The 20,067-nt window shown below is 44.3% G+C and carries 23 protein-coding genes and 1 pseudogene; 1 reads left to right on the top strand and 23 read right to left on the bottom strand.

Annotation, left to right across the window (positions count from 1 at the left end; genetic code table 11):
- Window positions 1-97: 97 nt before the first annotated feature.
- The 12 genes and pseudogenes from NYE56_RS14630 to snaA all read right to left on the bottom strand — a co-directional run bounded on the left by NYE56_RS14630 (window position 98) and on the right by snaA (window position 10,088).
- Window positions 98-1,000: a sulfite exporter TauE/SafE family protein gene (locus tag NYE56_RS14630; protein ID WP_341284020.1), complete on the bottom strand. Its 903-nt coding sequence runs from the start codon at window positions 998-1,000 to the stop codon at window positions 98-100.
- Between the two features lie 18 nt (window positions 1,001-1,018).
- Window positions 1,019-2,269, bottom strand: coding sequence for an S-alkyl-N-acetyl-metabolite deacetylase SndA (gene sndA / locus NYE56_RS14635; RefSeq protein WP_341284021.1), 1,251 nt, complete (start codon window positions 2,267-2,269; stop codon window positions 1,019-1,021).
- 17 nt (window positions 2,270-2,286) lie between these two features.
- Window positions 2,287-2,979, bottom strand: a complete 693-nt coding sequence (ribR, locus tag NYE56_RS14640; RefSeq protein ID WP_160221739.1) for an RNA-binding riboflavin kinase RibR — start codon at window positions 2,977-2,979, stop codon at window positions 2,287-2,289.
- A gap of 46 nt (window positions 2,980-3,025) precedes the next feature.
- Window positions 3,026-4,354: an LLM class flavin-dependent oxidoreductase gene (locus NYE56_RS14645; protein WP_341284022.1), complete on the bottom strand. Its 1,329-nt coding sequence runs from the start codon at window positions 4,352-4,354 to the stop codon at window positions 3,026-3,028.
- Window positions 4,351-4,632 (bottom strand): glutaredoxin family protein, encoded by a 282-nt coding sequence (locus NYE56_RS14650; protein WP_341284023.1) that lies wholly within the window; start codon window positions 4,630-4,632, stop codon window positions 4,351-4,353. Before NYE56_RS14650 ends, NYE56_RS14645 begins: the two co-directional genes overlap by 4 nt.
- Window positions 4,633-4,646: 14 nt before the next feature.
- A complete protein-coding gene (locus NYE56_RS14655) occupies window positions 4,647-5,651 on the bottom strand; it encodes an LLM class flavin-dependent oxidoreductase (protein WP_268555672.1) in 1,005 nt (334 codons plus the stop codon).
- Window positions 5,648-6,427, bottom strand: a complete 780-nt coding sequence (tcyN, locus tag NYE56_RS14660; RefSeq protein WP_004398701.1) for a sulfur-containing amino-acid ABC transporter ATP-binding protein TcyN — start codon at window positions 6,425-6,427, stop codon at window positions 5,648-5,650. Before tcyN ends, NYE56_RS14655 begins: the two co-directional genes overlap by 4 nt.
- Window positions 6,424-7,131 carry a sulfur-containing amino acid ABC transporter permease TcyM gene (tcyM, locus tag NYE56_RS14665; protein WP_015714510.1) on the bottom strand — a complete coding sequence of 236 codons (708 nt, stop codon included), beginning with the start codon at window positions 7,129-7,131 and terminating at the stop codon, window positions 6,424-6,426. The genes tcyN and tcyM overlap by 4 nt, the downstream gene beginning before the upstream one ends.
- Window positions 7,132-7,160: 29 nt before the next feature.
- Window positions 7,161-7,881: pseudogene (tcyL, locus tag NYE56_RS14670) on the bottom strand (sulfur-containing amino acid ABC transporter permease TcyL).
- A 21-nt stretch (window positions 7,882-7,902) separates the two neighbouring features.
- Window positions 7,903-8,715, bottom strand: a complete 813-nt coding sequence (tcyK, locus tag NYE56_RS14675) for a sulfur-containing amino acid ABC transporter substrate-binding protein TcyK (RefSeq protein WP_341284024.1) — start codon at window positions 8,713-8,715, stop codon at window positions 7,903-7,905.
- A gap of 13 nt (window positions 8,716-8,728) precedes the next feature.
- Window positions 8,729-9,538 carry a sulfur-containing amino acid ABC transporter substrate-binding protein TcyJ gene (gene tcyJ / locus NYE56_RS14680; protein ID WP_251187625.1) on the bottom strand — a complete coding sequence of 270 codons (810 nt, stop codon included), beginning with the start codon at window positions 9,536-9,538 and terminating at the stop codon, window positions 8,729-8,731.
- 13 nt (window positions 9,539-9,551) lie between these two features.
- Window positions 9,552-10,088 (bottom strand): N-acetyltransferase SnaA, encoded by a 537-nt coding sequence (gene snaA / locus NYE56_RS14685; RefSeq protein WP_160244741.1) that lies wholly within the window; start codon window positions 10,086-10,088, stop codon window positions 9,552-9,554.
- Window positions 10,089-10,240: 152 nt separating this feature from the next.
- Between snaA and ytlI the strand changes: the two genes are divergently transcribed.
- The gene (gene ytlI, locus NYE56_RS14690; protein ID WP_268555670.1) at window positions 10,241-11,167 is read left to right on the top strand and encodes a LysR family transcriptional regulator YtlI; all 927 of its coding nucleotides are present in this window, start codon (window positions 10,241-10,243) and stop codon (window positions 11,165-11,167) included.
- A gap of 50 nt (window positions 11,168-11,217) precedes the next feature.
- Here the strand turns inward: ytlI and NYE56_RS14695 are convergent, their stop codons facing one another.
- The 11 genes from NYE56_RS14695 to ytfJ all read right to left on the bottom strand — a co-directional run bounded on the left by NYE56_RS14695 (window position 11,218) and on the right by ytfJ (window position 20,067).
- Window positions 11,218-11,901 (bottom strand): metal-dependent hydrolase, encoded by a 684-nt coding sequence (locus NYE56_RS14695; protein WP_268555669.1) that lies wholly within the window; start codon window positions 11,899-11,901, stop codon window positions 11,218-11,220.
- A gap of 62 nt (window positions 11,902-11,963) precedes the next feature.
- Window positions 11,964-12,731, bottom strand: a complete 768-nt coding sequence (locus NYE56_RS14700; RefSeq protein ID WP_004398521.1) for an SDR family oxidoreductase — start codon at window positions 12,729-12,731, stop codon at window positions 11,964-11,966.
- Between the two features lie 126 nt (window positions 12,732-12,857).
- Window positions 12,858-12,989 carry a hypothetical protein gene (locus tag NYE56_RS14705; protein WP_009967976.1) on the bottom strand — a complete coding sequence of 44 codons (132 nt, stop codon included), beginning with the start codon at window positions 12,987-12,989 and terminating at the stop codon, window positions 12,858-12,860.
- A 64-nt stretch (window positions 12,990-13,053) separates the two neighbouring features.
- Complete coding sequence (gene argH, locus NYE56_RS14710; RefSeq protein WP_341284025.1) at window positions 13,054-14,439, bottom strand: argininosuccinate lyase; 1,386 nt, start codon at window positions 14,437-14,439, stop codon at window positions 13,054-13,056.
- Window positions 14,436-15,647 carry an argininosuccinate synthase gene (locus NYE56_RS14715; protein WP_003229357.1) on the bottom strand — a complete coding sequence of 404 codons (1,212 nt, stop codon included), beginning with the start codon at window positions 15,645-15,647 and terminating at the stop codon, window positions 14,436-14,438. The genes argH and NYE56_RS14715 overlap by 4 nt, the downstream gene beginning before the upstream one ends.
- A 170-nt stretch (window positions 15,648-15,817) precedes the next feature.
- The gene (locus tag NYE56_RS14720) at window positions 15,818-16,330 is read right to left on the bottom strand and encodes a MogA/MoaB family molybdenum cofactor biosynthesis protein (RefSeq protein WP_268555667.1); all 513 of its coding nucleotides are present in this window, start codon (window positions 16,328-16,330) and stop codon (window positions 15,818-15,820) included.
- 84 nt (window positions 16,331-16,414) lie between these two features.
- Complete coding sequence (locus NYE56_RS14725) at window positions 16,415-17,602, bottom strand: acetate kinase (protein WP_003223511.1); 1,188 nt, start codon at window positions 17,600-17,602, stop codon at window positions 16,415-16,417.
- A gap of 172 nt (window positions 17,603-17,774) precedes the next feature.
- Window positions 17,775-17,978 (bottom strand): hypothetical protein, encoded by a 204-nt coding sequence (locus tag NYE56_RS14730; RefSeq protein ID WP_123372909.1) that lies wholly within the window; start codon window positions 17,976-17,978, stop codon window positions 17,775-17,777.
- A complete protein-coding gene (locus NYE56_RS14735; RefSeq protein WP_003229346.1) occupies window positions 17,950-18,939 on the bottom strand; it encodes a class I SAM-dependent methyltransferase in 990 nt (329 codons plus the stop codon). Before NYE56_RS14735 ends, NYE56_RS14730 begins: the two co-directional genes overlap by 29 nt.
- Before the next feature lie 60 nt (window positions 18,940-18,999).
- A complete protein-coding gene (gene tpx, locus NYE56_RS14740; protein ID WP_003223506.1) occupies window positions 19,000-19,503 on the bottom strand; it encodes a thiol peroxidase in 504 nt (167 codons plus the stop codon).
- A gap of 108 nt (window positions 19,504-19,611) precedes the next feature.
- Window positions 19,612-20,067, bottom strand: a complete 456-nt coding sequence (gene ytfJ / locus NYE56_RS14745; RefSeq protein ID WP_003223504.1) for a GerW family sporulation protein — start codon at window positions 20,065-20,067, stop codon at window positions 19,612-19,614.

The raw sequence follows: 20,067 nt of genomic DNA on the forward strand, positions 1-20,067 counted from the left end.
AAAAAAGAAGCCCGACCGGCTTCTTACAGCGTTGATTTCGTTCCAGTCAAGCGCAAGGACCTCGTGATTCCTTTTACATCGTAAAGCGGAAAAGCCTTTATTTTTCTTTTAAATGGATATCAACCGCTGTCTTAACAATATTTCGATTCCCTATTTTAGATAAAACAAATAAAACTGCGAATAGCCATATCGCCCCTATGACCGTATAGATCAATGGATAAACAGCTGTGTTTGTGATCCATTCACTGATTAATGTTCTGGCATTTACCAGAATAATAAATCCTCCTACAAGTACACCCATCAATTGCGGATGAAACTTCTGCACCAGCCATGCTGCGATAGGGGCAGCGATAATTCCGCCGGCCATTAGTGAAAACACCCATAACCAATTGACGTCCTCCCATCCTAATGAAATAAGAAAACCGGCAGTTGCAGATACGGCGATGGCAAATTCACTTGTGTCTACAGTCCCGACAACTTTCCTCGGGCTCAAGCCTTTGCGGGATAATAAAATCGGAGTGGTCACCGGCCCCCAGCCGCCTCCGCCTGTGGCATCTGCAAAACCAGCGATCACTCCCAATGGGATGGATTGTTTTCGGTTTAACGGCACATGCTTCTTCTCAAGAGCCGGCTTATATTGAAATAAAAACCTGATCAATACATATCCGCCCAGAAGGAGCAAAAACAAAGAAATATAGGGTTTCGCCACATCTCCAGGTAATTGGCTGAGGAATGCCGCGCCTAAAAAAGCGCCTATAGAGCCGGGAATGACAAGCTGATAAACGGTTTGTTTGTCAACATTGCCAAATTTAATATGCGACACTCCCGATGCGGCAGTCGTTACGACTTCCGCTAAATGGACAGAAGCCGAAGCCACAGCAGGTGTGATGCCAAACGCCAATAACAAAGAAGTTGAGGTAACCCCATAAGCCATACCTAACGAACCGTCTATTAACTGCGACAATAAACCAATAAATGCAAAAACGATTAATTTCTTCATCAGAACACCCCATCTATATCAATCAGATATTTTTGACTCTTCATTCGAATCTAACAATCTCTTGGCGCTTTCATATAAAAAATAAGAGGCGTTGATAATGGCAGTTTCATCAATTGTAAATGCAGGGTGGTGCCAATCATGATCACCGTCTGTTCCAAAAAACGCAAAGGATCCCGGAATATGCTCAAGATAATAAGCAAAATCTTCCCCCGCGGTTGATGGGTCGGGATCAATGACTTGAAGTTTCGCTTTATGCGCAGCGTCTCGCACCAGCCCCGTAATTGCCTCATCATTACAAAGCGGCGGCGGTCCGGAATGCCACTTCACATTTGCCTTTAACGAGAAAGCGGCAGAAATCTGCTCTGTGACTGCCCAAAAACGCTGTTTCACTTGATCACGAACCTCTGAATCAAATGTACGAACAGTGCCCTCAATGACAACTGTATCCGAAATGACATTCCAAGTGCTGCCGCCGTTGATTTTCCCTACGGTTAAAATCGCGCTTTGCAGCGGGTTTACATTTCTGCTCACAATCGTTTGCAGGGCGACAATAAGCTGAGAAGCGCCGACAATTGGATCAAAACCATTATGCGGCAATGCTGCATGAGCGCCTTTCCCTTCTATCTCTACTTTAAATCGGTCAACAGCAGCCATAAGCGGGCCTGTTTTTAACCCTACAGTCCCAACCGCGATATCCGGTTTATTGTGAAGTCCAATAACCGCATCAATGCCATCCAGTTGGCCGTCCTCTATCACTTTTGCAGCGCCTGCACCCGCTTCCTCTGCCGGCTGAAATAATAAACGAATCTTTCCTTTCAGTCTGTCTTGATTTTCCTTCAATAAAAAGGCCGCACCAAGAAGCGCTGCCGTATGAAAATCATGACCGCACGCATGCATGATCCCTTTATGTTTAGACGCATAAGGCAATCCTGTTTTTTCTTCAATTGGCAAGGCGTCAATATCAGCCCTCAAAGCAATCGCCGGACCTTCTGACTCCCCTGCTATGTCTGCGAACACACCCGTTTTTAGAGCAGTAGGGCGAATCTGTATCCCCTTTTCTTTAAGGCATTTTTTTATAAAAGCAGTTGTTTCAAATTCTTCTTTTGACAGTTCAGGATATTGGTGCAGGTGCCGGCGAATGCCAATGAGCTGCTTTTCTAGCGTTGAGAGATTTACGGGATTATACTCCTCTTTCAACTTCAGGATGTCATTTCCTGTAGTCTGATATGGATAGGAGCCTTCTATATTTCTCCAATAATCCAAAGACATATGTTCCGCTCCTTTCCCTATCCCAATATATTTTCTTCAGACTCTTCAACATAAGATGAAATAAATCGGTTCAATTTATCAGCAAGACCGCCCGCCCCAAATCTTATATACTTGCTGGAAACTTTCGGATTATCTTCTTTCAAAAAGCTTAAAAAAGATAAAATATAAATGCGCCTGTAAGCTACTTGTGTAATTCCGTACTCAAAAAACCAGTTATCAATGACATTGTATACGCCTCGATTGACGCCATATAGGTTGTTACATTTCTTGTAAAAGCAGAGATCCGGAAGATTTAACTCCTGATGGGAAAGCAGGCTTTCTTTTTTGTTCGGTGCCATAATCCCAATCAGCTCAAAGCGTTTTGCAACGCACGAAATATCCTTTTTAATTTGCTTTGTTAAAGACTCCAAAGAATCAAACCTTCTTTCTTCTCTAATTTTAAAGAGAATGCTGCATTCGATTTTTTCTCCATAGATGTCTCTATGAAAGTCAAACAAAAAAATCTCCAATGTCCTTTTAAGGTTAGAGCCCACCGTCGGTTTCACACCGATATTCATAACCCCTAAATGAAATTGGTGATTGACTGTCGCCAGAACTCCATAAACTCCATTACGCAGCCCATGCATTTTTGCATCTACATTTGCCGTGGGGAATCCAAGCTTTCTGCCTAATTGTTTTCCTTTCACAACCGTACCGGCAATGACCGTCAAAAAAGTCAGCCTCCCCTCTCAGCTTCCGCATTCGATCAGACGAAACCTATTGATGTGATGAATGTAAAACGGATTGATGCTGCGGAATGCCAAGACCGAGATTTTCCCGCAATGTCCCGCCGCGATAATCTTGACGATACAGCCCTCTTTCTTGAAGAATCGGAATCACCTTTTCTACAAAAGCATCAAGTGTTCCCGGTATATCCGACCCAATGATAAACCCATCCGCCGCCTCAGCGTTGAACCAAGTTTCAATTAAGGATGCGACACGCTCTGGTGTGCCGATAAATAGAGGCCGTGGAAAAGCCATTTCCTGTGCTACCTCCCGCAACGTCAGATTTCTGGCTTTTGCTTCTCTCTTAATCCGGTCTGTTGTGCTTTGAAACGCATTCTTTCCCACATCGCCAATATCGGGAAATGGCTCATCCAACGGGTAAACACTCAGATCATAATCATCAAAAAAACGGGCCAAATAAGTAACAGCATTTTCAATCGGTATCAATTCTGCAAATTCACGATACTTCTTTTCCGCCTCTTCTTCCGTATCTGCCACAATCGGGCTGATCCCTGGAAAAATCCGCACACTTGAAGGATCACGCCCTTCATCAACAGCTCGGCTTTTCACATCCGCATAAAACGCTTTTGTCTCTTCTAATGAATTGGAATGGGTAAAAATCGCATCCGTATTTTTAGCAGCAAACTGCCGGCCTGTTTCTGATGAACCCGCTTGAAACACTACAGGCTCTCCCTGCTTAGAGCGCCCGATATTCAAGGGCCCCTCTACTTGAAAATACTTTCCTTTATGATTCAGGCGATGAAGCTTCGCCGGATCGAAAAACTGCCCTGTTTTCTTATTGTGTATAAATGCGTCATGCTCCCAGGAATTCCACAGCCCGCGCACAACATCCAAATGCTCTTGTGCGATCTCGTAACGTTCAGTATGTTCTGGCAAATTAGACTTACTATGGTTGCGCGCCGCTCCTTCCTGCGGAGAAGTAACAAGATTCCAGCCAGCCCTGCCCCCGCTGATATGGTCCAGCGACATCAATTGTCTGGAGATAGTGAATGGCTCAGTAAAAGATGTAGAGAACGTCCCTACTAAACCAATATTTTTGGTAACCGATGCCAGCGCAGATAAAATGGTGATCGGTTCAAAACGGTTTAAAAAATGAGGAATCGATTTTTCAGAAATAAATAAGCCGTCTGCAATGAAAATAAAACTAAACAAGCCTTTTTCGGCTGTTTGCGCCTTTTTCATGTAAAATTCAATATTCGTGCTGGCCGAGGGATCAATATCGGGATGACGCCAGCCGTCAGTTGTTCCCCCGACACCGTGAATTATGGCTCCAAACTGAATAAAATCTGAACGTGTCATCTTTTTGACTCCTTTATCTGTGCATGATTAGCAAGTGCAAGATCAAGGTGTTCAATGCCGATTTCAGTTATCCCTTGATACTGATTGCCGCGCCCGATTTCGACCACAGGCACATGGCGTACCCCATATTTCACCTGTAAAATATCTCGAAGTTCCTCTTTCTCTGAAACATCGATATTTTGGAACGGGAACCCTGTTTCATTCAAATAATTCTTGACTTCCTCAAAATACGAACAGCCTTTTTTACTCCAAACCACAATGTTCAAAACAGCACTCATTCTTCTGTCCCTCCTTAACGTTTTGCAGCTAAAACTGCATCGCTCAGCAGCTGATAAGACAGCTGTTTTTCTACAGCATTTTTGATCGGTGTAAAAATAACAAAATCATTGATTTTGTATGTGCCTGATAAACGTGTTAATTCTTCTGCCACTTCTTCCTTTGTTCCGGCAATAATCCCGGTTTTTTGCACGATGATGTCATAGGGCTCTGTGACGTTTTCCAGATAGGCCTCAGCCTGTTCGCGGGAACCGACGTTGACCTTACGCCCGTCTTTCAAAACCACTTTTATCGATTCACGCGACACAATATGTTTTTCCGCTTCTTCTTTTGTATGTGCCGCAAAAACAGCGGGGGCAAGATGAAATTCAGCCTCAGATCCTGGCGGGAGATGCGCGTCAAATGCTCGGCGGGCTTCCTTCAGCACTTCCTCTTCACCGTTAATAAAGTAAGCAAAGACAAAAGAGATTCCCAGTTTTGCAGCCGAAATGGCACTCTCTGCGCTTCCTCCCAATAGAAAAATACCCGGCTTCCGATCAACCTGCGGCCTAGGACGCAATGCGGCATAGCGGTGGGTATCAGGAAAATCGTCCCGAACGAAATGAGTAAGCTCCTCCAGTTTTTCATCAAACTGACGCACCGGTTTTTCATATTCGGCCTGCAGCGCGTCTGTGGACAGCTGAAACCCGCCGGGCGCTTTGCCCACTCCAAGATCTATACGGCCGGGAGCTAACGCTGATAGAAGATGGAATTGCTCCGCTACTTTATAAGAGCTGTAATGCTGCAGCATCACTCCGCCTGATGCTAAACGAATTTTTCTTGTGCTTGCAGCAAGATAGCCTAAAAGAACCTCGGGGGCAGACCCTGCAATCTCATCATTATTGTGATGTTCGGCCACCCAAAATCGGTGATATCCACACTCTTCAGCCACTTGTGCCAATTTCACTGTATGCTGTAACGTATCAGCTGCTGTCTCCCCTTCACCAATCAAGCTTTGGTCTAAAATACTTAAGCGGATCATATCACCGGCTCCTTTATGTGTTCTTTTGGTTCAAATAAATATTCCGGCGAAACACGGCGGAGAAACTGCCTCGTTCTGTCTTTTTTGGTATGGCGGAAGACTTCCTCCGGGGTTCCTTGTTCAACAATGACTCCTTCATCCATAAAAACAACTTGATCAGAGACCCTTCTTGCAAACTCCATTTCATGTGTAACAACAATCATGGTGGCCCCGGTTTTTACGATTTCCAGCATTACCTCAAGCACTTCACCGACCAGCTCCGGGTCAAGCGCTGCCGTCGGCTCATCGAACAGCAGCACATCAGGATGAATGGCAAGCGCCCTTGCTATCCCAACCCTCTGCTTTTGTCCTCCCGATAACTGACTCGGATAAGCGTTCAATTTATCTTGAAGCCCGACCTTTCTCAGTTCATTTTCCGCTACGGCATACGCGTCTTGTTTTCTCATTTTCCGGGCAATCGTCAAGCCCTCCATGACATTTTCAATCACCGTTTTGTGAGCAAACAGGTGGTATTGCTGAAATACCATTGCCGTCTGTTTTCTGAGCCAGTGAACCTCTTTTTTGGACGGAAAGCGGCAATTAATCACTTTGTCATGTATAGAAATGATCCCTTCGTCTGGACGTTCTAATAAATTCAGGCACCGTAAAAAGGTGGTTTTCCCTGATCCGCTCGGCCCGATAATCGTCACAACTTCTCCCTTGCGTACCGTGAGATTTATCCCTTTTAATACATGGTGGATGCCAAACTGTTTATGGATATTTTTAATCTCAATCATAAAGTGCCTCCTTGAAATCTGGCTGCCTTTCTCTCTAATACTCCATTTACGGATTCTAGGATTAGAGTCAGCACCCAATAGATAATCGCTGCTCCGATAAACGCTTCTAAAAATGCATAATTATCAGAAGCAACGATAGTCGCCGTCCCTGTAATCTCTGGGACAGCCACTATAGCCGCGATAGAGGTGGTATGCAAAAAGCCGATACCCAAATTTGTGAAGTTTGGGATGGAAACCATCAGCGCCTGCGGCAATATTACACGCCGAAAGGTTTGGCTGTGTGTCAAGCCGATTGAATAAGCCGCTTCGACCTGTCCGGTATCCATCGCCAGAATGCCTGACCGGATGATTTCTGTGAGATAAGCTCCGGCAGTTAAAGACAAGGCCATGATGACAAACATGGAGACCGGTATCTCATTGGCGGACCAGCCGAGATGAAAAAAACTGCTGACTTGATCTGCAACAGGAGGTATCCCTAAATAAATCAACATAATGTGAAGAATTGCAGGTGTACTTCGAAAGAAAGACACATAAAACCTTGAGCAAGCCACCAAGCCCTTAATTCTAAAAATTCTAACAATTATATTTCCAAGAGCCACGAGAAATCCAAACACAATCGGCAAAACAGCCATCATCAATGTCAGAGGAATGGTCTTTACCATTTCTTTCATGGCGGAAACGATAAATGGAAAGTCAAATTGCAATCTTCTCCCCCCTCATCCGAAGAAATATATCAATGTATGTTCATGTCAAAAACAGTAACAATCCTTGTTTGATTCTTCTTGATTCGTTTTTCTGCCACTCGAAAGAACCATTCGAATAAAACCGCTACAGCATAATAAACAATCGATAGCGCAATGTAAACTTCAAGAGAATGGTTTGCTTGAGGTAATCAGTGTTTGGCCTCTTCCGGACATATCCATAACACCTATTGAAAAAGCTAGAGATGTATCTTTTAAGGAACTGATCACCATGTTTCCCATATTCGGAAACGCCTGGACAAGTGCCTGGGGCAGAACGATTCGCCTGAAGGCCTGACTACCGCTTAAGCCAATACTGTACGCCGCTTCCGTTTGGCCTTTATCTACACTGCCCACCCCCGCTCGAATGATTTCTGCGGCTGCGGCTGCATTGCTTAACGCGTAGGTTGCGACAGCAGCATAAAACGGGTCCATTTTTGATGTATCAATCCCGATAAGCCCCGTAAGTGCCGGAATTCCGTAAAACACGATGAAAAGCTGCACCATGATAGGCGTTCCCCTAAAAAATGAGATATACACTTTTGCCAATTGATTTACAATTGGAATATTGTAGATGCGGGGCAGTGCCAGAAAGAGTCCTAATACAAAACCGAAAAGCAAGGACAGTGTTAAAATGTATAATGTAACCGGTAAATAAGCGGTTAACGTCGGCACAAAATCTCCAATCATGTTCATATCAAACGCTTTTTCCATCACTGCTCCCTCTCTTTTTACCTAATACTGCTCTTTGGAATAGTCGTCACCAAGCCTTTTCAAACTAAGCCTTTTCAGCGTTCCGTCATCAATGATTTCCTGTAAGGCTTTATCAATATCATCACTTAACGTTTGTTCATTTTTGTTAAACATAAAATACACTTTGGCATTTGAAAGCACATGACCGACGGTTTTTTCTTTAATAGCGCTCGTCTTGTTTTGAAAGTCTACTGCAAAAGGCGTTGAGATCGTAGCGTCCGCACGCCCCGATTTCAGCTGATTCGCAGTCTCATTTGCGCCTTGGCCCTCATAGGCAATCTCAAACGGCCGTCCATTATCCTCATTCCATTTTTTCAGTACAAGCGCTCCGTTGGAGGTTGCACTCGTAATCACCCGTTTTCCTTTTAAGTCTTCAATTCCACGGATCGTATCGTTATTTTGAAGCACAGTAATTTTTAAAGGAAAATGGTTGTAAGCAACCTTGTTAAACAGAAATTTTTTCTCACGCTCTTTGCTTTTCTCCATTTGATGTGCCACGATATCGACTTTATGCTGTCCGAGGCTGACAAGCAGGTTGGAAAATTCCATCGTTTTAAATGTGAATTTATAATGTGGCAGGCGCTTATCAAGCTCTTTGATCAGTTCGACATCATAACCGGTTAAATCGCCTTTTTCATCGATAAAGCAAATATTCGGGAATTGGGTTCCAGTTCCGACCGTGATTGTCTGTACCTTCTTTTGCCCGGCTCCCGTCGTTTGACTGCCTGCACCGCAAGCTGACAGAACTGTTATAAGCGAAAATAATATTGCCATGAATGCTGCTTTCGTTTTCATCTCATCGCCCCATTTATTTTTCAAAACTTGATTTTGAATAATCTGCCCCGAGCCATTTTCGGCTTAGTTTTTTTAGCGTTCCTTTTTTCTCCAGCTTTTTAATCGCTTGATCCGTGTCATCCGCCAAGGTTTGGCTGCCTTTATTAAACATAAAGTACACCTCGGTATCTAATAACACGTCACCGACTGTCTTTTGGCGGAAGGCGTGCGTTTTATTCTGAAAATCGACGGCAAACGGTGTAGCTATCGTTGCATCTGCGCGCCCGGTTTCAATTTGATTGGCGGTGTCATTGCTTCCCTGTCCCGCATATTTCAAATGAATCGGGCTGCCGTGCGTTTTGTTGTACTTTGTAATATAATCTGCCGCATTTGACGTGGCGCCAACTATGACTGTTTTTCCGTGTAAGTCTTTTAATGTATGAATCTTGTGATTATCCTCTTTCACCGTGATGTACATCGGCGAGTAGTTATATGGGACTTTATGATACAAAAAACGCTTTTCTCGTTCTTTATTTTTGGCCATATTGTGCGCAATCACATCAATTTTTTTATTTCCGAGACTCGTCAGCAAATTTGAGAAATCCATTGTTTTAAATTCAAATGTATATTGAGGCAACTCCTTATCGATGGCTTTCATCACTTCAATGTCATACCCGGTCAAATCGCCTTTTTCATTTAAAAACGCAATATTCGGAAAATCCGTTCCAGTGCCGACTATGACCGTTTGAGCCTGACGATCTGTTTTGTTATTTGTTTGCGAACATCCCCCGCCAAGTAATGCAAACACTGACAGCAGCAAAACCAATCCTTTACGCTTATTCATAGGCTGCCTCACATCATGCCCAGCTGGGCGCACCTAAAAGCGTTGGGTTAAATCGTTCCGGAATCAAAACCTTGTGCATCATCACACCTATGTCCCCGTCTTTTTCCTGCTCAAAATACACTTCATACCCTCTCCTTCTGTACATGTCAGCAAGCCAAGGATGCTTGCGCGCCGATGTGCCGAGTGTCAGCGCAGGAGCCTTCAGCATATCTCGAAGCACTTTTTCTTCAACATACGTAAGCAGCTTACTTCCGGCGCCTTGCCCTTTATATTCCGGCAGTGTCGCAAACCACCATACAAACGGATATTTTGAAGGAGGCGTCTCACTCTCCCACGGGAACCTGATTGTAATCGTTGAAATCAGCTTCCCATCCCGCTCCAGCACAATCGCTGAATGATGTTCAATATTTTCTGATACCATTTGGATATCAGCCCTCGTGGATGGCCAATCAATATCCAGCTGCCGAATGGGCTGAAATGCGCTGTTAACCAGTTTCAACAGCTCCGGTGCATCTTCAACAGTTGCCAGTCGAAAAATATCCTCACTCATTTTTGTCACTCCTCTTCACAAAATATATAATTCCTATTTGTTTACTAAGCTTTTATTGTTTATACTATAAAGCATACTCTGATCTTTGACTAATCAAAAAAAGTAAACCTTCACTTCAGTATTTTTAATGATGAAAAACAGGAGGGAGCACATTGGAGTTACGCTCAATCAAAACGTTTCATACGATTGTAAAATTTGGAAGCTTCTATAAAGCTGCAGAAATACTCAACTACTCGCAGCCGACGATATCGATGCGTATGAAGCAATTGGAGCAGGATTTAGGCGTACTGCTGTTTGAAAGAGGAAAAAGCCTGCAGTTGACAAAAGCAGGGAAACTTTTTTATGAACGAACAGGAGATCTTTTGATGCAATACGAGGCGCTTAAACACAACCTCTCCGACTTAAAGGAAGAAGAGGCAGGCATTATCAACATAGGGGTTTCAGAGCCAACCGCCAGTCTGATATTCCCCGAGATTTTAAAGGATTTCTTAAAGGATTACCCAAAGATAACGGTTAATATCAAGGTTGATGACGCCAATACTTGCAGTCAAAAGCTTTTAGACGGGACGATTGATTTTGCAGTCTGCGGCGAGCCGGAGCTGATTCTTGAAAATTACTACCATCCATTTTTTTATGACACATTAAATGTGATTGTATCTGATCAACATCCGCTCGCTGAGAAGAAGGCTGTCCATTTGTCTGATTTAGCAGAAGAGCGCTTCATATTTACGCCCGCCAATTGCCCCATTCGCTTACAAATTGAACAGCACTTACATAGAGAACTCGGGAATCGCTACAAAAAAATGGAGCTCACAAGCAGCATGTCACATGAATATTACGTACGTGAAAACATCGGAATTTCAATCTTTACCAGCACCGCACATTCTAAACCGTTCAACGGCACTAAAGTCATTCCAATTCTGAACCTGGATATCACACCGCCCATAGGGCTGTTGACAAATCAAAAAGAAGATCATTTTGACCGCGCCACGAAGGACTTGATCGCCCGGATAACCAAACGTTTTCAGCAGCACAGCAAAGAATTGGAAGGAACCTCTGATAAGACCATTACAGGATAACTGAAAAAATAAAAACCACCTCCTGATTCATCAGGAGATGGTTTCACGGTTTAAAGCTCGATCGCCTCACCGACCGACATGACTTTGCCGACTCCGCCCGGCAGGCTGTCAGCGAATGCTTCTGGGTCTTGTTCGATGACCGGGAATGTATTGTAATGCACCGGCACGACCTGTTTTGCGCGCAGCCATTCAGCGGCAAGCTTGGCGTCTTCAGGCCCCATCGTAAAGTTATCGCCAATCGGAAGGAAAGCAAGGTCGATATGATTCAATTCGCCAATGAGTTTCATATCAGAGAAAAGAGCCGTATCGCCCGCGTGGAAAATCGTTTTATCTTCTACAGTCAGCAAAATACCGGCAGGCATGCCTGTGTAAGTGATCGTTTTGTTTTCTTCATCTGTGATGGCTGATCCATGAAAGGCCTGTGTGAGCTTCACTTTTCCAAAATCGAACTGGCGGGAGCCGCCAATATGCATTGGATGAACATTCAAGCCTTTCCAGCCTAAGTACACAGCGAGCTCGTTCGGGGCTATAACCAACGCGTTATTTTGCTTGGCGATTTGTTCAGTATCACCGACATGGTCATTGTGCCCGTGCGTTAGTAAGATGACATCCGCTTTTACATCCTCCGGCTTTATATCCGTTAATGAATTCCCTGTTAAAAACGGATCAAAAATAATATGATGGTCCTTCGTTTCCACTGTGATTACAGAATGTCCGTGATATGTCACTTTCATTTCTTTCACCTCGTCACATGATTTTGATTTTTTTATTTTCCCTTTTTAAAAAGCTGAAAAACTTATGTTGTTTGATTCTTGTTAATGACATTGAGGCCACCGGTGGCTTCAATGACAGTCCCTGTCACAAGGTCTGAGTTCTCCTCACACAAGAAAGCGATAATCCGGGCGATATCCTCGCCTGTACCGGATCTTCCTATCGGCGTTTTTTCTTTGCCGATTCGCATTCTGGCTTCCTCTATCGATGCTTCTTTCATGTCGCCGACAATGTCTCCCGGGCAAACCATGTTGGCGGTTATGCCGAATTCGGCTTCTTCAATGGCAATTGTCTTCGTCAAAGAAGCCAAGCCCACTTTCGCAGCGCCAAATGCCGATCGGTGAAGCCAGCCGGGCGCGTGAGCCGCACCTTGGAATCCGTACGTAATGATGCGTCCAAATTGCTGTTTTCTCATAATAGGAATAACCGCTTTGAATAAATGAAAGACGGCGCTTAAATTTCCTTCCAGCATGCCATACCATTCATCATCAGTATAATCGGCTAACTTTTTACGTTCAAATATGTATGGTCCCGCGTTGTTAATCAAAAAGTCGATCCTTCCGAAGCGGTTTAAGGCAGCCTCTGCAATACGCAGCAGATCTTCTTTTTTGGTGACATCACCTTTTACAAATTGCAGCCGGTCAAGACAATCGGGACAGGCTTCCTTCAGGCGGCTGACTGCCTCCTCATCCTGTCTGTAATTGACTGTTACTGAATACCCCTTTGCAAGCAACGTTTCAGTCACTTTGCGGCCTAAACCCTTCGAACCGGCAGTAATTAAAGCATGTCGCACATGAATACCTCCCAAAGCAACGTCGCCGCTTTCAATAAAGTGTTTCTTCTTCTACTTTACTATAAAAGGCTTGCAATATCACTTTTTACACTTTGGCATACAAAAAAAGCTGCCTGTACAGACAGCTTATTCTGCAGGAGATGAAGACTCCTGATCAGGCATATCGACATAACCGCTTTGATATGCTTCTGAAATGAGCCTTGTTGTCTCCTGGCTTTCTTGTTCATCATAAATATAGCGTTCCGGTTCTTTTTTCATCTTTCTGCCTCCCATCATTATAGAGGTAGGTTGGCTATAATGACGGGATTTTATGAAGGAAATTTTAACAAACTCCAGCTTCCACGCAAGCTTTCGCTTTTTCAAGCGCCTGCTTTACCTGTTTGAATCCGGTGCCCCCGGCGCTCATTCTTTTTTCAACTGCGTAGTAAGGGTCTAACACAGTGTAAATATCTTCTTCGAATAGTGTGCTCGCCTGCTGAAACTCGCCAAACGGCATATCGCTTAAATAGATCCCTCTTTCGATGCATGTGTACACAAGTTTCCCGACCACTTCATGCGCTTCTCTGAACGGCATTCCCTTTTTAGCTAAATAATCCGCCAGTTCCGTCGCATTTGAAAAGTCTTGTTTTGTTGCTTGCTTCATGACGTCTTTGTTTACAGTCATTGTTTGGATCATGCCTGTGAAGATTTGCAGGCTGCCTTCCACCGTTTTCACCGTGTCAAACATGCCCTCTTTGTCTTCCTGCAGATCTTTGTTGTAAGCGAGCGGAAGTCCTTTCATAATCGTAAACAGACCCATCATATCGCCGTATACGCGTCCTGTTTTGCCGCGGATCAGCTCCGCCATATCAGGGTTTTTCTTTTGCGGCATCATGCTGCTTCCTGTTGCGTACGTATCGTCAAGCTCGATGAATTTAAACTCCTGCGAGCACCATAAAATGATTTCTTCAGCGAAACGGGAGAGGTGCATCATCAGCATACTGCTGTTGCTTAAAAACTCCAAAATGAAGTCTCTGTCGCTGACGCCGTCCAAGCTGTTTTCATAAATGGCATCAAAGCCAAGCAGTTCCGCTGAATAATCACGGTCGATTGGGAAGGTTGTTCCCGCGAGCGCCCCGCAGCCGAGCGGAGATTTGTTAATCCGCTTCATCGAATCCTGAAAACGCTCCTTGTCGCGCTCAAGCATCCAGAAATACGCAAGCAGATGGTGAGCGAATGAAATCGGCTGGGCGCGCTGCAGATGTGTGTAGCCCGGCAGAATCGTTTCAACGTTCGCTTCCGCCTTTTCAATCAGCGCACTTTGGAATGCCTCAATCAGCTCGATGATGTGGCCGACATGATTCTTCAAGTATAAATGCATGTCAGTCGCCACCTGGTCATTCCGGCTTCTGCCGGTATGCAGCTTGCCGCCAAGAGGACCGATTTCGTCAATGAGCATTTTCTCAATGTTCAAATGAATATCCTCATAATCGACTGAGAATTCCAATGCTCCCTCCTCTGCTTTTTGCAAAAGGGTATTCAGGCCCTCTCGGATTTTCAGCTCTTCTTCAGCTGTCAGAATACCGCATTTTTTCAGCATGGCAGCATGTGCGAGAGACCCTGTAATGTCTTCAGCAACTAAATTTTGGTCAAATGATATAGACGCGCCGAACTCGTCGACCCATTTTTCCGGTGTTTTTTGAAATCGGCCTCCCCAAAGCTTCTTCATGCTTTAATCTGCTCCTTCTTTTTCACGATGCTGTTCACTTTTGTCGGAAGTCCCCAAAGCTCGATAAATCCGATTGCTGCATGGTGATCAAATGCATCGTCTTTTGTATATGTTGCAAGTTTTTCATCATATAGAGAGTATTCCGATTTACGTCCTTCTACAATTGCATGGCCTTTAAACAGCTTCACGCGGACAATGCCTGTGACATGCTTTTGCGTTTCTTTTAAGAAAGCGTGCAGCGCATCTTTTAACGGCGAGAACCATAAGCCGTTGTAAATGATCTCTGACATTTTTTGCTCGATGATCGGTTTAAAGTGGGCTACCTCTTTCACCAGTGTCAAATCTTCTAATTCTTTATGCGCTTTGATCAGTGTCATCGCACCAGGGCATTCGTATACTTCCCGGGATTTAATGCCGACGAGGCGGTTTTCCACGTGGTCGATACGTCCGACACCGTGCGCGCCCGCCATTTCATTCAGCTTCAAGATCAGCTCAGAAAGCGAGTAGGAAACACCATCAATGGAGACAGGCACGCCTTGTTCAAATGCAATTTCAATCACTTCCGGCGTGTCCGGCGTTTTTTCCAGCGGAGCTGTTAAATCGTATGCACCTTCTGGCGGCGCCGCCCATGGATCTTCTAAAATGCCGCACTCATTGGCGCGTCCCCAGAGGTTTTGGTCGATAGAATACGGGCTGTCAAGATTGATCGGAATCGGAATGCCGCGGCTAGCCGCATATTCAATTTCTTCTTCACGTGACCACTGCCATTCGCGAACCGGCGCGATGACTTCAAGGTCAGGGTTTAATGATTTAATGGAGACTTCGAAACGAACCTGGTCATTTCCTTTCCCTGTGCATCCGTGGGCAATCGCCTGTGCATCTTCTTTTTCCGCAATTTCAACCAGTTTTTTCGCGATCAGCGGTCGAGATAATGCCGAAACAAGCGGGTATTTTCCTTCATACATCGTGTGGGCCTGCAAAGAGATAAGCGCGTAATCCTGTGCAAATTCTTCTTTTGCATCGATCACGTAGGAGTTTGTCGCGCCGACTTCAAGCGCTTTCTGCTGAACAAATGCCAAATCTTTGCCCTCACCGACATCCAGGCAGCAGGCGATTACATTATATCCTTGCTCCTGAAGCCATTTTATTGCGACGGAAGTATCAAGACCTCCTGAGTATGCTAATACGACTTTTTTCTGTTCTGACATGATAATAATCCCCTCTCAACCGTGTTTCTATTTTGTATAAAAATAAATTATATTTAATAAAAATACATTTTTGTATGTATACACTTTAACAAGTACGTTTCGTTTTTTCAAGCCTTTTATAAAAAAAACTTCACCTAAATTTCAGGTGAAGTTTCGTAGTATTTATTCATTTACTTGTCTTTTCTGATTTCTCTGACCACATGCGCAAGTTCGGGAATAATCAGCTTATTCATTGCCAGCTTTACCGCGCCGCTTGAGCCTGGCGTTGAGAAAACAGCGGTATGCTGAATGACGCCGGCAGTTGCTCTCGACATGATTGCGGCAGAGCCAATATCCTCTGTATAACTCAGCATCCTGAATATTTCTCCAAAGCCGGGCAGTTCTTTCGAAATCAGCGGCGTAATGGCTTCAATTGTGACATCCCGATCTGCTATGCCTGTCCCTCCGTTTAAGAGTACCGCGTCTGTCTGTTCATCCATGCAGCCCGCAAGCACTGACCGCTGCAAAGCATCCTTTTCGTCTTTTACAATTTCATATGCAGCAATATGATGACCGGCTTCTTCTAAAAATGAGATCATCAGCTTGCCGCTTTTATCGGTTTCCTCTGTCCTCGTGTCACTGACAGTAATCACTTTGCACCGAACGATATCGGGAGCTTCTTGTTTATGCTCTTGAACGCTCATTGGCCCACCTCTTTTATGTTTTCTGTCTGTCACTATCATGCATCAACAAAAAAGCACATTCAAGAGAATGTGCTTTCATGCGATTTATTTTGCTAAACGAACAACGTCGCGCGCAATCATGACTTCTTCATCAGTTGGAATGATCATGACTTTTACCGGAGAATGCGGATAGCTGATGAAAGCTTCCTCGCCGCGCACGTTATTAAGCGCAGGGTCCCAGTATACGCCCATGAATTCTAAACCGCGAAGAACGCGTTCTCTGACTTCCACACTGTTTTCACCGATACCGGCAGTAAAGATGATCGCATCTACACCGCTCATTCTTGCAGCGTAAGAACCGATGTATTTGTGGATTCTGCTTGCGAATACTTCAAGAGCCGTTTCCGCGCGCTCATTTCCTTCTTTCGTTGCTTCAACGATGTCACGAAGATCGCTTGAGAAACCGGAAATGCCGAGCAGTCCGCTTTTTTTGTTTAATGTATTCAGTACTTCGTCAGCCGTTTGGCCTGTTTTCTCCATGATGTATGGAATCAGGGCAGGGTCGATGTTTCCAGAGCGTGTGCCCATTGCTACACCGGCAAGCGGCGTAAAGCCCATGGATGTGTCAATTGATTTTCCGCCTTCAACAGCCGCAATACTTGCTCCGTTTCCAAGGTGGCAGGAAATCAGGCGCAAGTCTTTTAACGGACGGCCGAGAAGCTCTGCCGCACGCTCAGTTACATATTTATGTGAAGTGCCGTGGAAGCCGTATTTACGGATGCCGAATTTTTCATAGTATTCATACGGCAAGCTGTAAAGGTAAGACTGCTCAGGCATTGTTTGGTGGAATGCTGTATCAAATACAGCTACCGCAGGAACATTTGGAAGCACTTCTTTAAACGCTTTAATTCCAACGATATTTGCCGGATTGTGAAGCGGTGCCAATTCAGAAATATCTTCGATTTCCTTAATGGTTTCATCCGTTAATAAAACAGAATCGCTGAATTTTTCTCCGCCGTGAACGACACGATGGCCAATTCCGTCAATTTCATTCAAGTCTTTAATAATGCCGAATTCCGTTAACTTATTCAGCAGCATTTTAACAGCTACCGCATGATCTGGAATATCAGTTACTTCTGTATTTTTTTCGCCGTTCACAGAAATTGTGAATACGCTGTCGGCGATACCGATTCGTTCAACTAAACCCTTCGTTAAAACGGTTTCTGAAGGCATTTCGAAAAGCTGAAATTTCAAAGACGAGCTTCCTGCGTTAATTGCAATAATTTTGGACATGATTGACGCTCCTTTATACTCTGTATCAACAACTTCGTTTTTCGTACTTTTTTCCCGGTGAATATCAACATCTTCTCCGAAAAATATCTGACTTTTCCATTTAAACATTGTCATGTCGGCTTTTCAAGTCAACTTGCGTATTGATAACGCTTACAATAAGAAGTCGTTATTTTCAGACACATTCCCTATAGGTTTTGTATTGATGAACGCTTACAATTTGCGGTTTTTCCCTCTGTATTTTGTGTTTCAAAGCTGGATTCAATTCGTCAAGTCCGGTCTTCAAAAGCATAAATAAAAGCAGCTTAGGCATCGACCTCATACGGCTGCCTAAGCTGCTTTTAAAACATTTACTTTTCTTTTTTAAACCATTCATCAAATTGAGCCATCATATCAAGCATCGCCTTTTGATTGGAGAAAGACGGAAGATTCGCAAGCAGAATTTGCCCCGGCGCTTTCGTATTCTCTCCTTGTTTCTGAAGCACAAGGATGCTTTTGGCATGAGCTTCGTCTTTAAAAATTGATTTTGGCAGCTGCAACAGCGCGTTGATATGAACCTTATCTTTGAAAAACTGTTTCAGCTTGCCGCTTTGGGAGCTCTCAAACAAATGATTCGGAATCATAAAAAATAAGTAGCCGCCCGGTTTGGTATGCTTGACGCTCTGTTCAATAAACAGATGATGAGCGAAGGAATGGCCTTCGTCAGCTTTGAGCTCAAACGCTTCTGCTCCTTCGTCATTCGGATAATAGCCGACTGGCAGATCACAAATGACCGTGTCAACTGGATCGATAAACAACGGCTCAAGGCTGTCCTGGTGGAAAAGCTCAAGCTCTTTTTTCAGAAGGTTCGCTTGGGCATAGGCGATCTTCAAGAGCACATCATCAATTTCAATGCCAAAGCTATTTGCCGTTTTTTCAGACAGCTGGTTCAGCACGGTAAACAGAAGGTTCCCAGTTCCCAAGGCTGGATCAAGAATGGTCAGTTCCTTTTTGTCCGCCATAAACTTATTCACCAAATAGCTGATGAAAAGCCCGATCGTATCCGGCGTCATTTGTCTGTTTGGATGGGAGATATCTTTCATTCCTTTAAGAACGGCAAGCTGAAAAGCCTTGCGTACCCACTCATGCTCATACGTGCCGAATTCCGCTTTTTCAAGCAGAGCCTGAAGTTGTTTGGTTTTCTGATCAGCAGGCAGTTTCAGCTGATCCGTTTTTTCAAGAAAATACATTTCTCCTGCTTCGGCCAGCGCCTCTATATATGAAATCTGCAATTCATTCTTTATCATAATCGCGGCTTCGTTTAACAGCTCATACACCGCACCTACATGGTCTTTTTGCATATTGTGTTCCTCCTTGCCATGAAAAAAGCTCCGGCGGCAGCCTGGAGCTTTTTTCCCTGCTTACTTCACTAATGCCTTAGCAGCCTCAATTGGCTTTTCATAGTTCGGGTGGTTTGTTGCTTCGCTTACATATTCAGCGTAAACGACTTTTCCGTTCTCATCAAGGACAAATACGGAACGCGCAAGCAGACGAAGTTCTTTAATATACACACCGAACGCTTCGCCAAATGACATATCTCTGTGGTCAGACAGTGTTTCCACTTTGTCAATTCCGTTAGCGCCGCACCAGCGCGCTTGCGCAAATGGAAGGTCTGCACTGATTGTGTAGACGTTGACATCTCCAAGCTTTGCAGCTTCTTCGTTAAAACGGCGTGTTTGTGCATCACAAACACCTGTATCAATTGAAGGGATAACAGAAATAATCGTTACCTTTCCTTTCATGTCAGCTAACGATTTTTCTTCAAGGCTGTTAGTCAGCACTGTGAAATCAGGAGCTTGATCTCCTACCTTCACTTCTTGTCCGACAAGTGTAACCGGACCGCCTTTGAATGTAATTTCAGCCACTATAATTCCTCCCTTTTGTATGTATGTCTCTATCATAGTAAAGTTTCCTGCAAACTGCAAAGTTTATGCCAAAAAAAAGTTAACTGCGGCCAGCGCAGTTAACCTTTTTTAATAATTCATATTGTTCATTTGGTTTTGATTTTGGCCCTGGCCTTGGTTTTTGTTATTTTTCTTGAACATTTGCTGGATGCGTTCGAGTGTTTGAGGGGCTGCGTCTAAAATTTTCTCTATTAAATGGGTATTTTCATCTAAATGAAGCATTCTGATGCCTGTCGATCCGACAATTAAAAACGCGATCGGCGTAATGGACACACCGCCACCGCTTCCGCCTCCGAAAGGAAGTTTCTGTTCTCTTGTCTCATCGTCTTCCGATTTCTTTTCGGCCGGCTTTCCGCCAAACTCGCTTCCGCCTGCGGCGAATCCGAATCCAACTTTAGAAACAGTTAAAATCACACTTCCATCAGGCGTTTCTACTGGATCTCCGATGATGGTGTTAACATCAATCATTTCCTTCAAGTTTTCCATTGCGGTTTTCATTAACCCTTGGATGGGATGGTCTGCCAT

Origin of the sequence: Bacillus sp. FSL R5-0603, assembly GCF_038050295.1 — a bacterium.
Classification (GTDB): domain Bacteria; phylum Bacillota; class Bacilli; order Bacillales; family Bacillaceae; genus Bacillus; species Bacillus subtilis.

What these genes read in the sequence shown, in the direction of transcription:
- tcyK (WP_341284024.1), bottom strand. Translation starts at nt 8,715, where the DNA reads ATGAAAACGAAAGCAGCATTCATGGCAATATTATTTTCGCTTATAACA.
- sndA (WP_341284021.1), bottom strand. Translation starts at nt 2,269, where the DNA reads ATGTCTTTGGATTATTGGAGAAATATAGAAGGCTCCTATCCATATCAG.
- NYE56_RS14735 (WP_003229346.1), bottom strand. Translation starts at nt 18,939, where the DNA reads ATGCAAAAAGACCATGTAGGTGCGGTGTATGAGCTGTTAAACGAAGCC.
- tcyJ (WP_251187625.1), bottom strand. Translation starts at nt 9,538, where the DNA reads ATGAATAAGCGTAAAGGATTGGTTTTGCTGCTGTCAGTGTTTGCATTA.
- snaA (WP_160244741.1), bottom strand. Translation starts at nt 10,088, where the DNA reads ATGAGTGAGGATATTTTTCGACTGGCAACTGTTGAAGATGCACCGGAG.
- NYE56_RS14630 (WP_341284020.1), bottom strand. Translation starts at nt 1,000, where the DNA reads ATGAAGAAATTAATCGTTTTTGCATTTATTGGTTTATTGTCGCAGTTA.
- argH (WP_341284025.1), bottom strand. Translation starts at nt 14,439, where the DNA reads ATGAAGAAGCTTTGGGGAGGCCGATTTCAAAAAACACCGGAAAAATGG.
- NYE56_RS14725 (WP_003223511.1), bottom strand. Translation starts at nt 17,602, where the DNA reads ATGTCCAAAATTATTGCAATTAACGCAGGAAGCTCGTCTTTGAAATTT.
- NYE56_RS14695 (WP_268555669.1), bottom strand. Translation starts at nt 11,901, where the DNA reads ATGAAAGTGACATATCACGGACATTCTGTAATCACAGTGGAAACGAAG.
- NYE56_RS14720 (WP_268555667.1), bottom strand. Translation starts at nt 16,330, where the DNA reads ATGAGCGTTCAAGAGCATAAACAAGAAGCTCCCGATATCGTTCGGTGC.
- NYE56_RS14655 (WP_268555672.1), bottom strand. Translation starts at nt 5,651, where the DNA reads ATGATCCGCTTAAGTATTTTAGACCAAAGCTTGATTGGTGAAGGGGAG.
- NYE56_RS14645 (WP_341284022.1), bottom strand. Translation starts at nt 4,354, where the DNA reads ATGACACGTTCAGATTTTATTCAGTTTGGAGCCATAATTCACGGTGTC.
- NYE56_RS14650 (WP_341284023.1), bottom strand. Translation starts at nt 4,632, where the DNA reads ATGAGTGCTGTTTTGAACATTGTGGTTTGGAGTAAAAAAGGCTGTTCG.
- tcyN (WP_004398701.1), bottom strand. Translation starts at nt 6,427, where the DNA reads ATGATTGAGATTAAAAATATCCATAAACAGTTTGGCATCCACCATGTA.
- ytfJ (WP_003223504.1), bottom strand. Translation starts at nt 20,067, where the DNA reads ATGGCAGACCATCCCATCCAAGGGTTAATGAAAACCGCAATGGAAAAC.
- NYE56_RS14705 (WP_009967976.1), bottom strand. Translation starts at nt 12,989, where the DNA reads ATGAAAAAAGAACCGGAACGCTATATTTATGATGAACAAGAAAGCCAG.
- NYE56_RS14715 (WP_003229357.1), bottom strand. Translation starts at nt 15,647, where the DNA reads ATGTCAGAACAGAAAAAAGTCGTATTAGCATACTCAGGAGGTCTTGAT.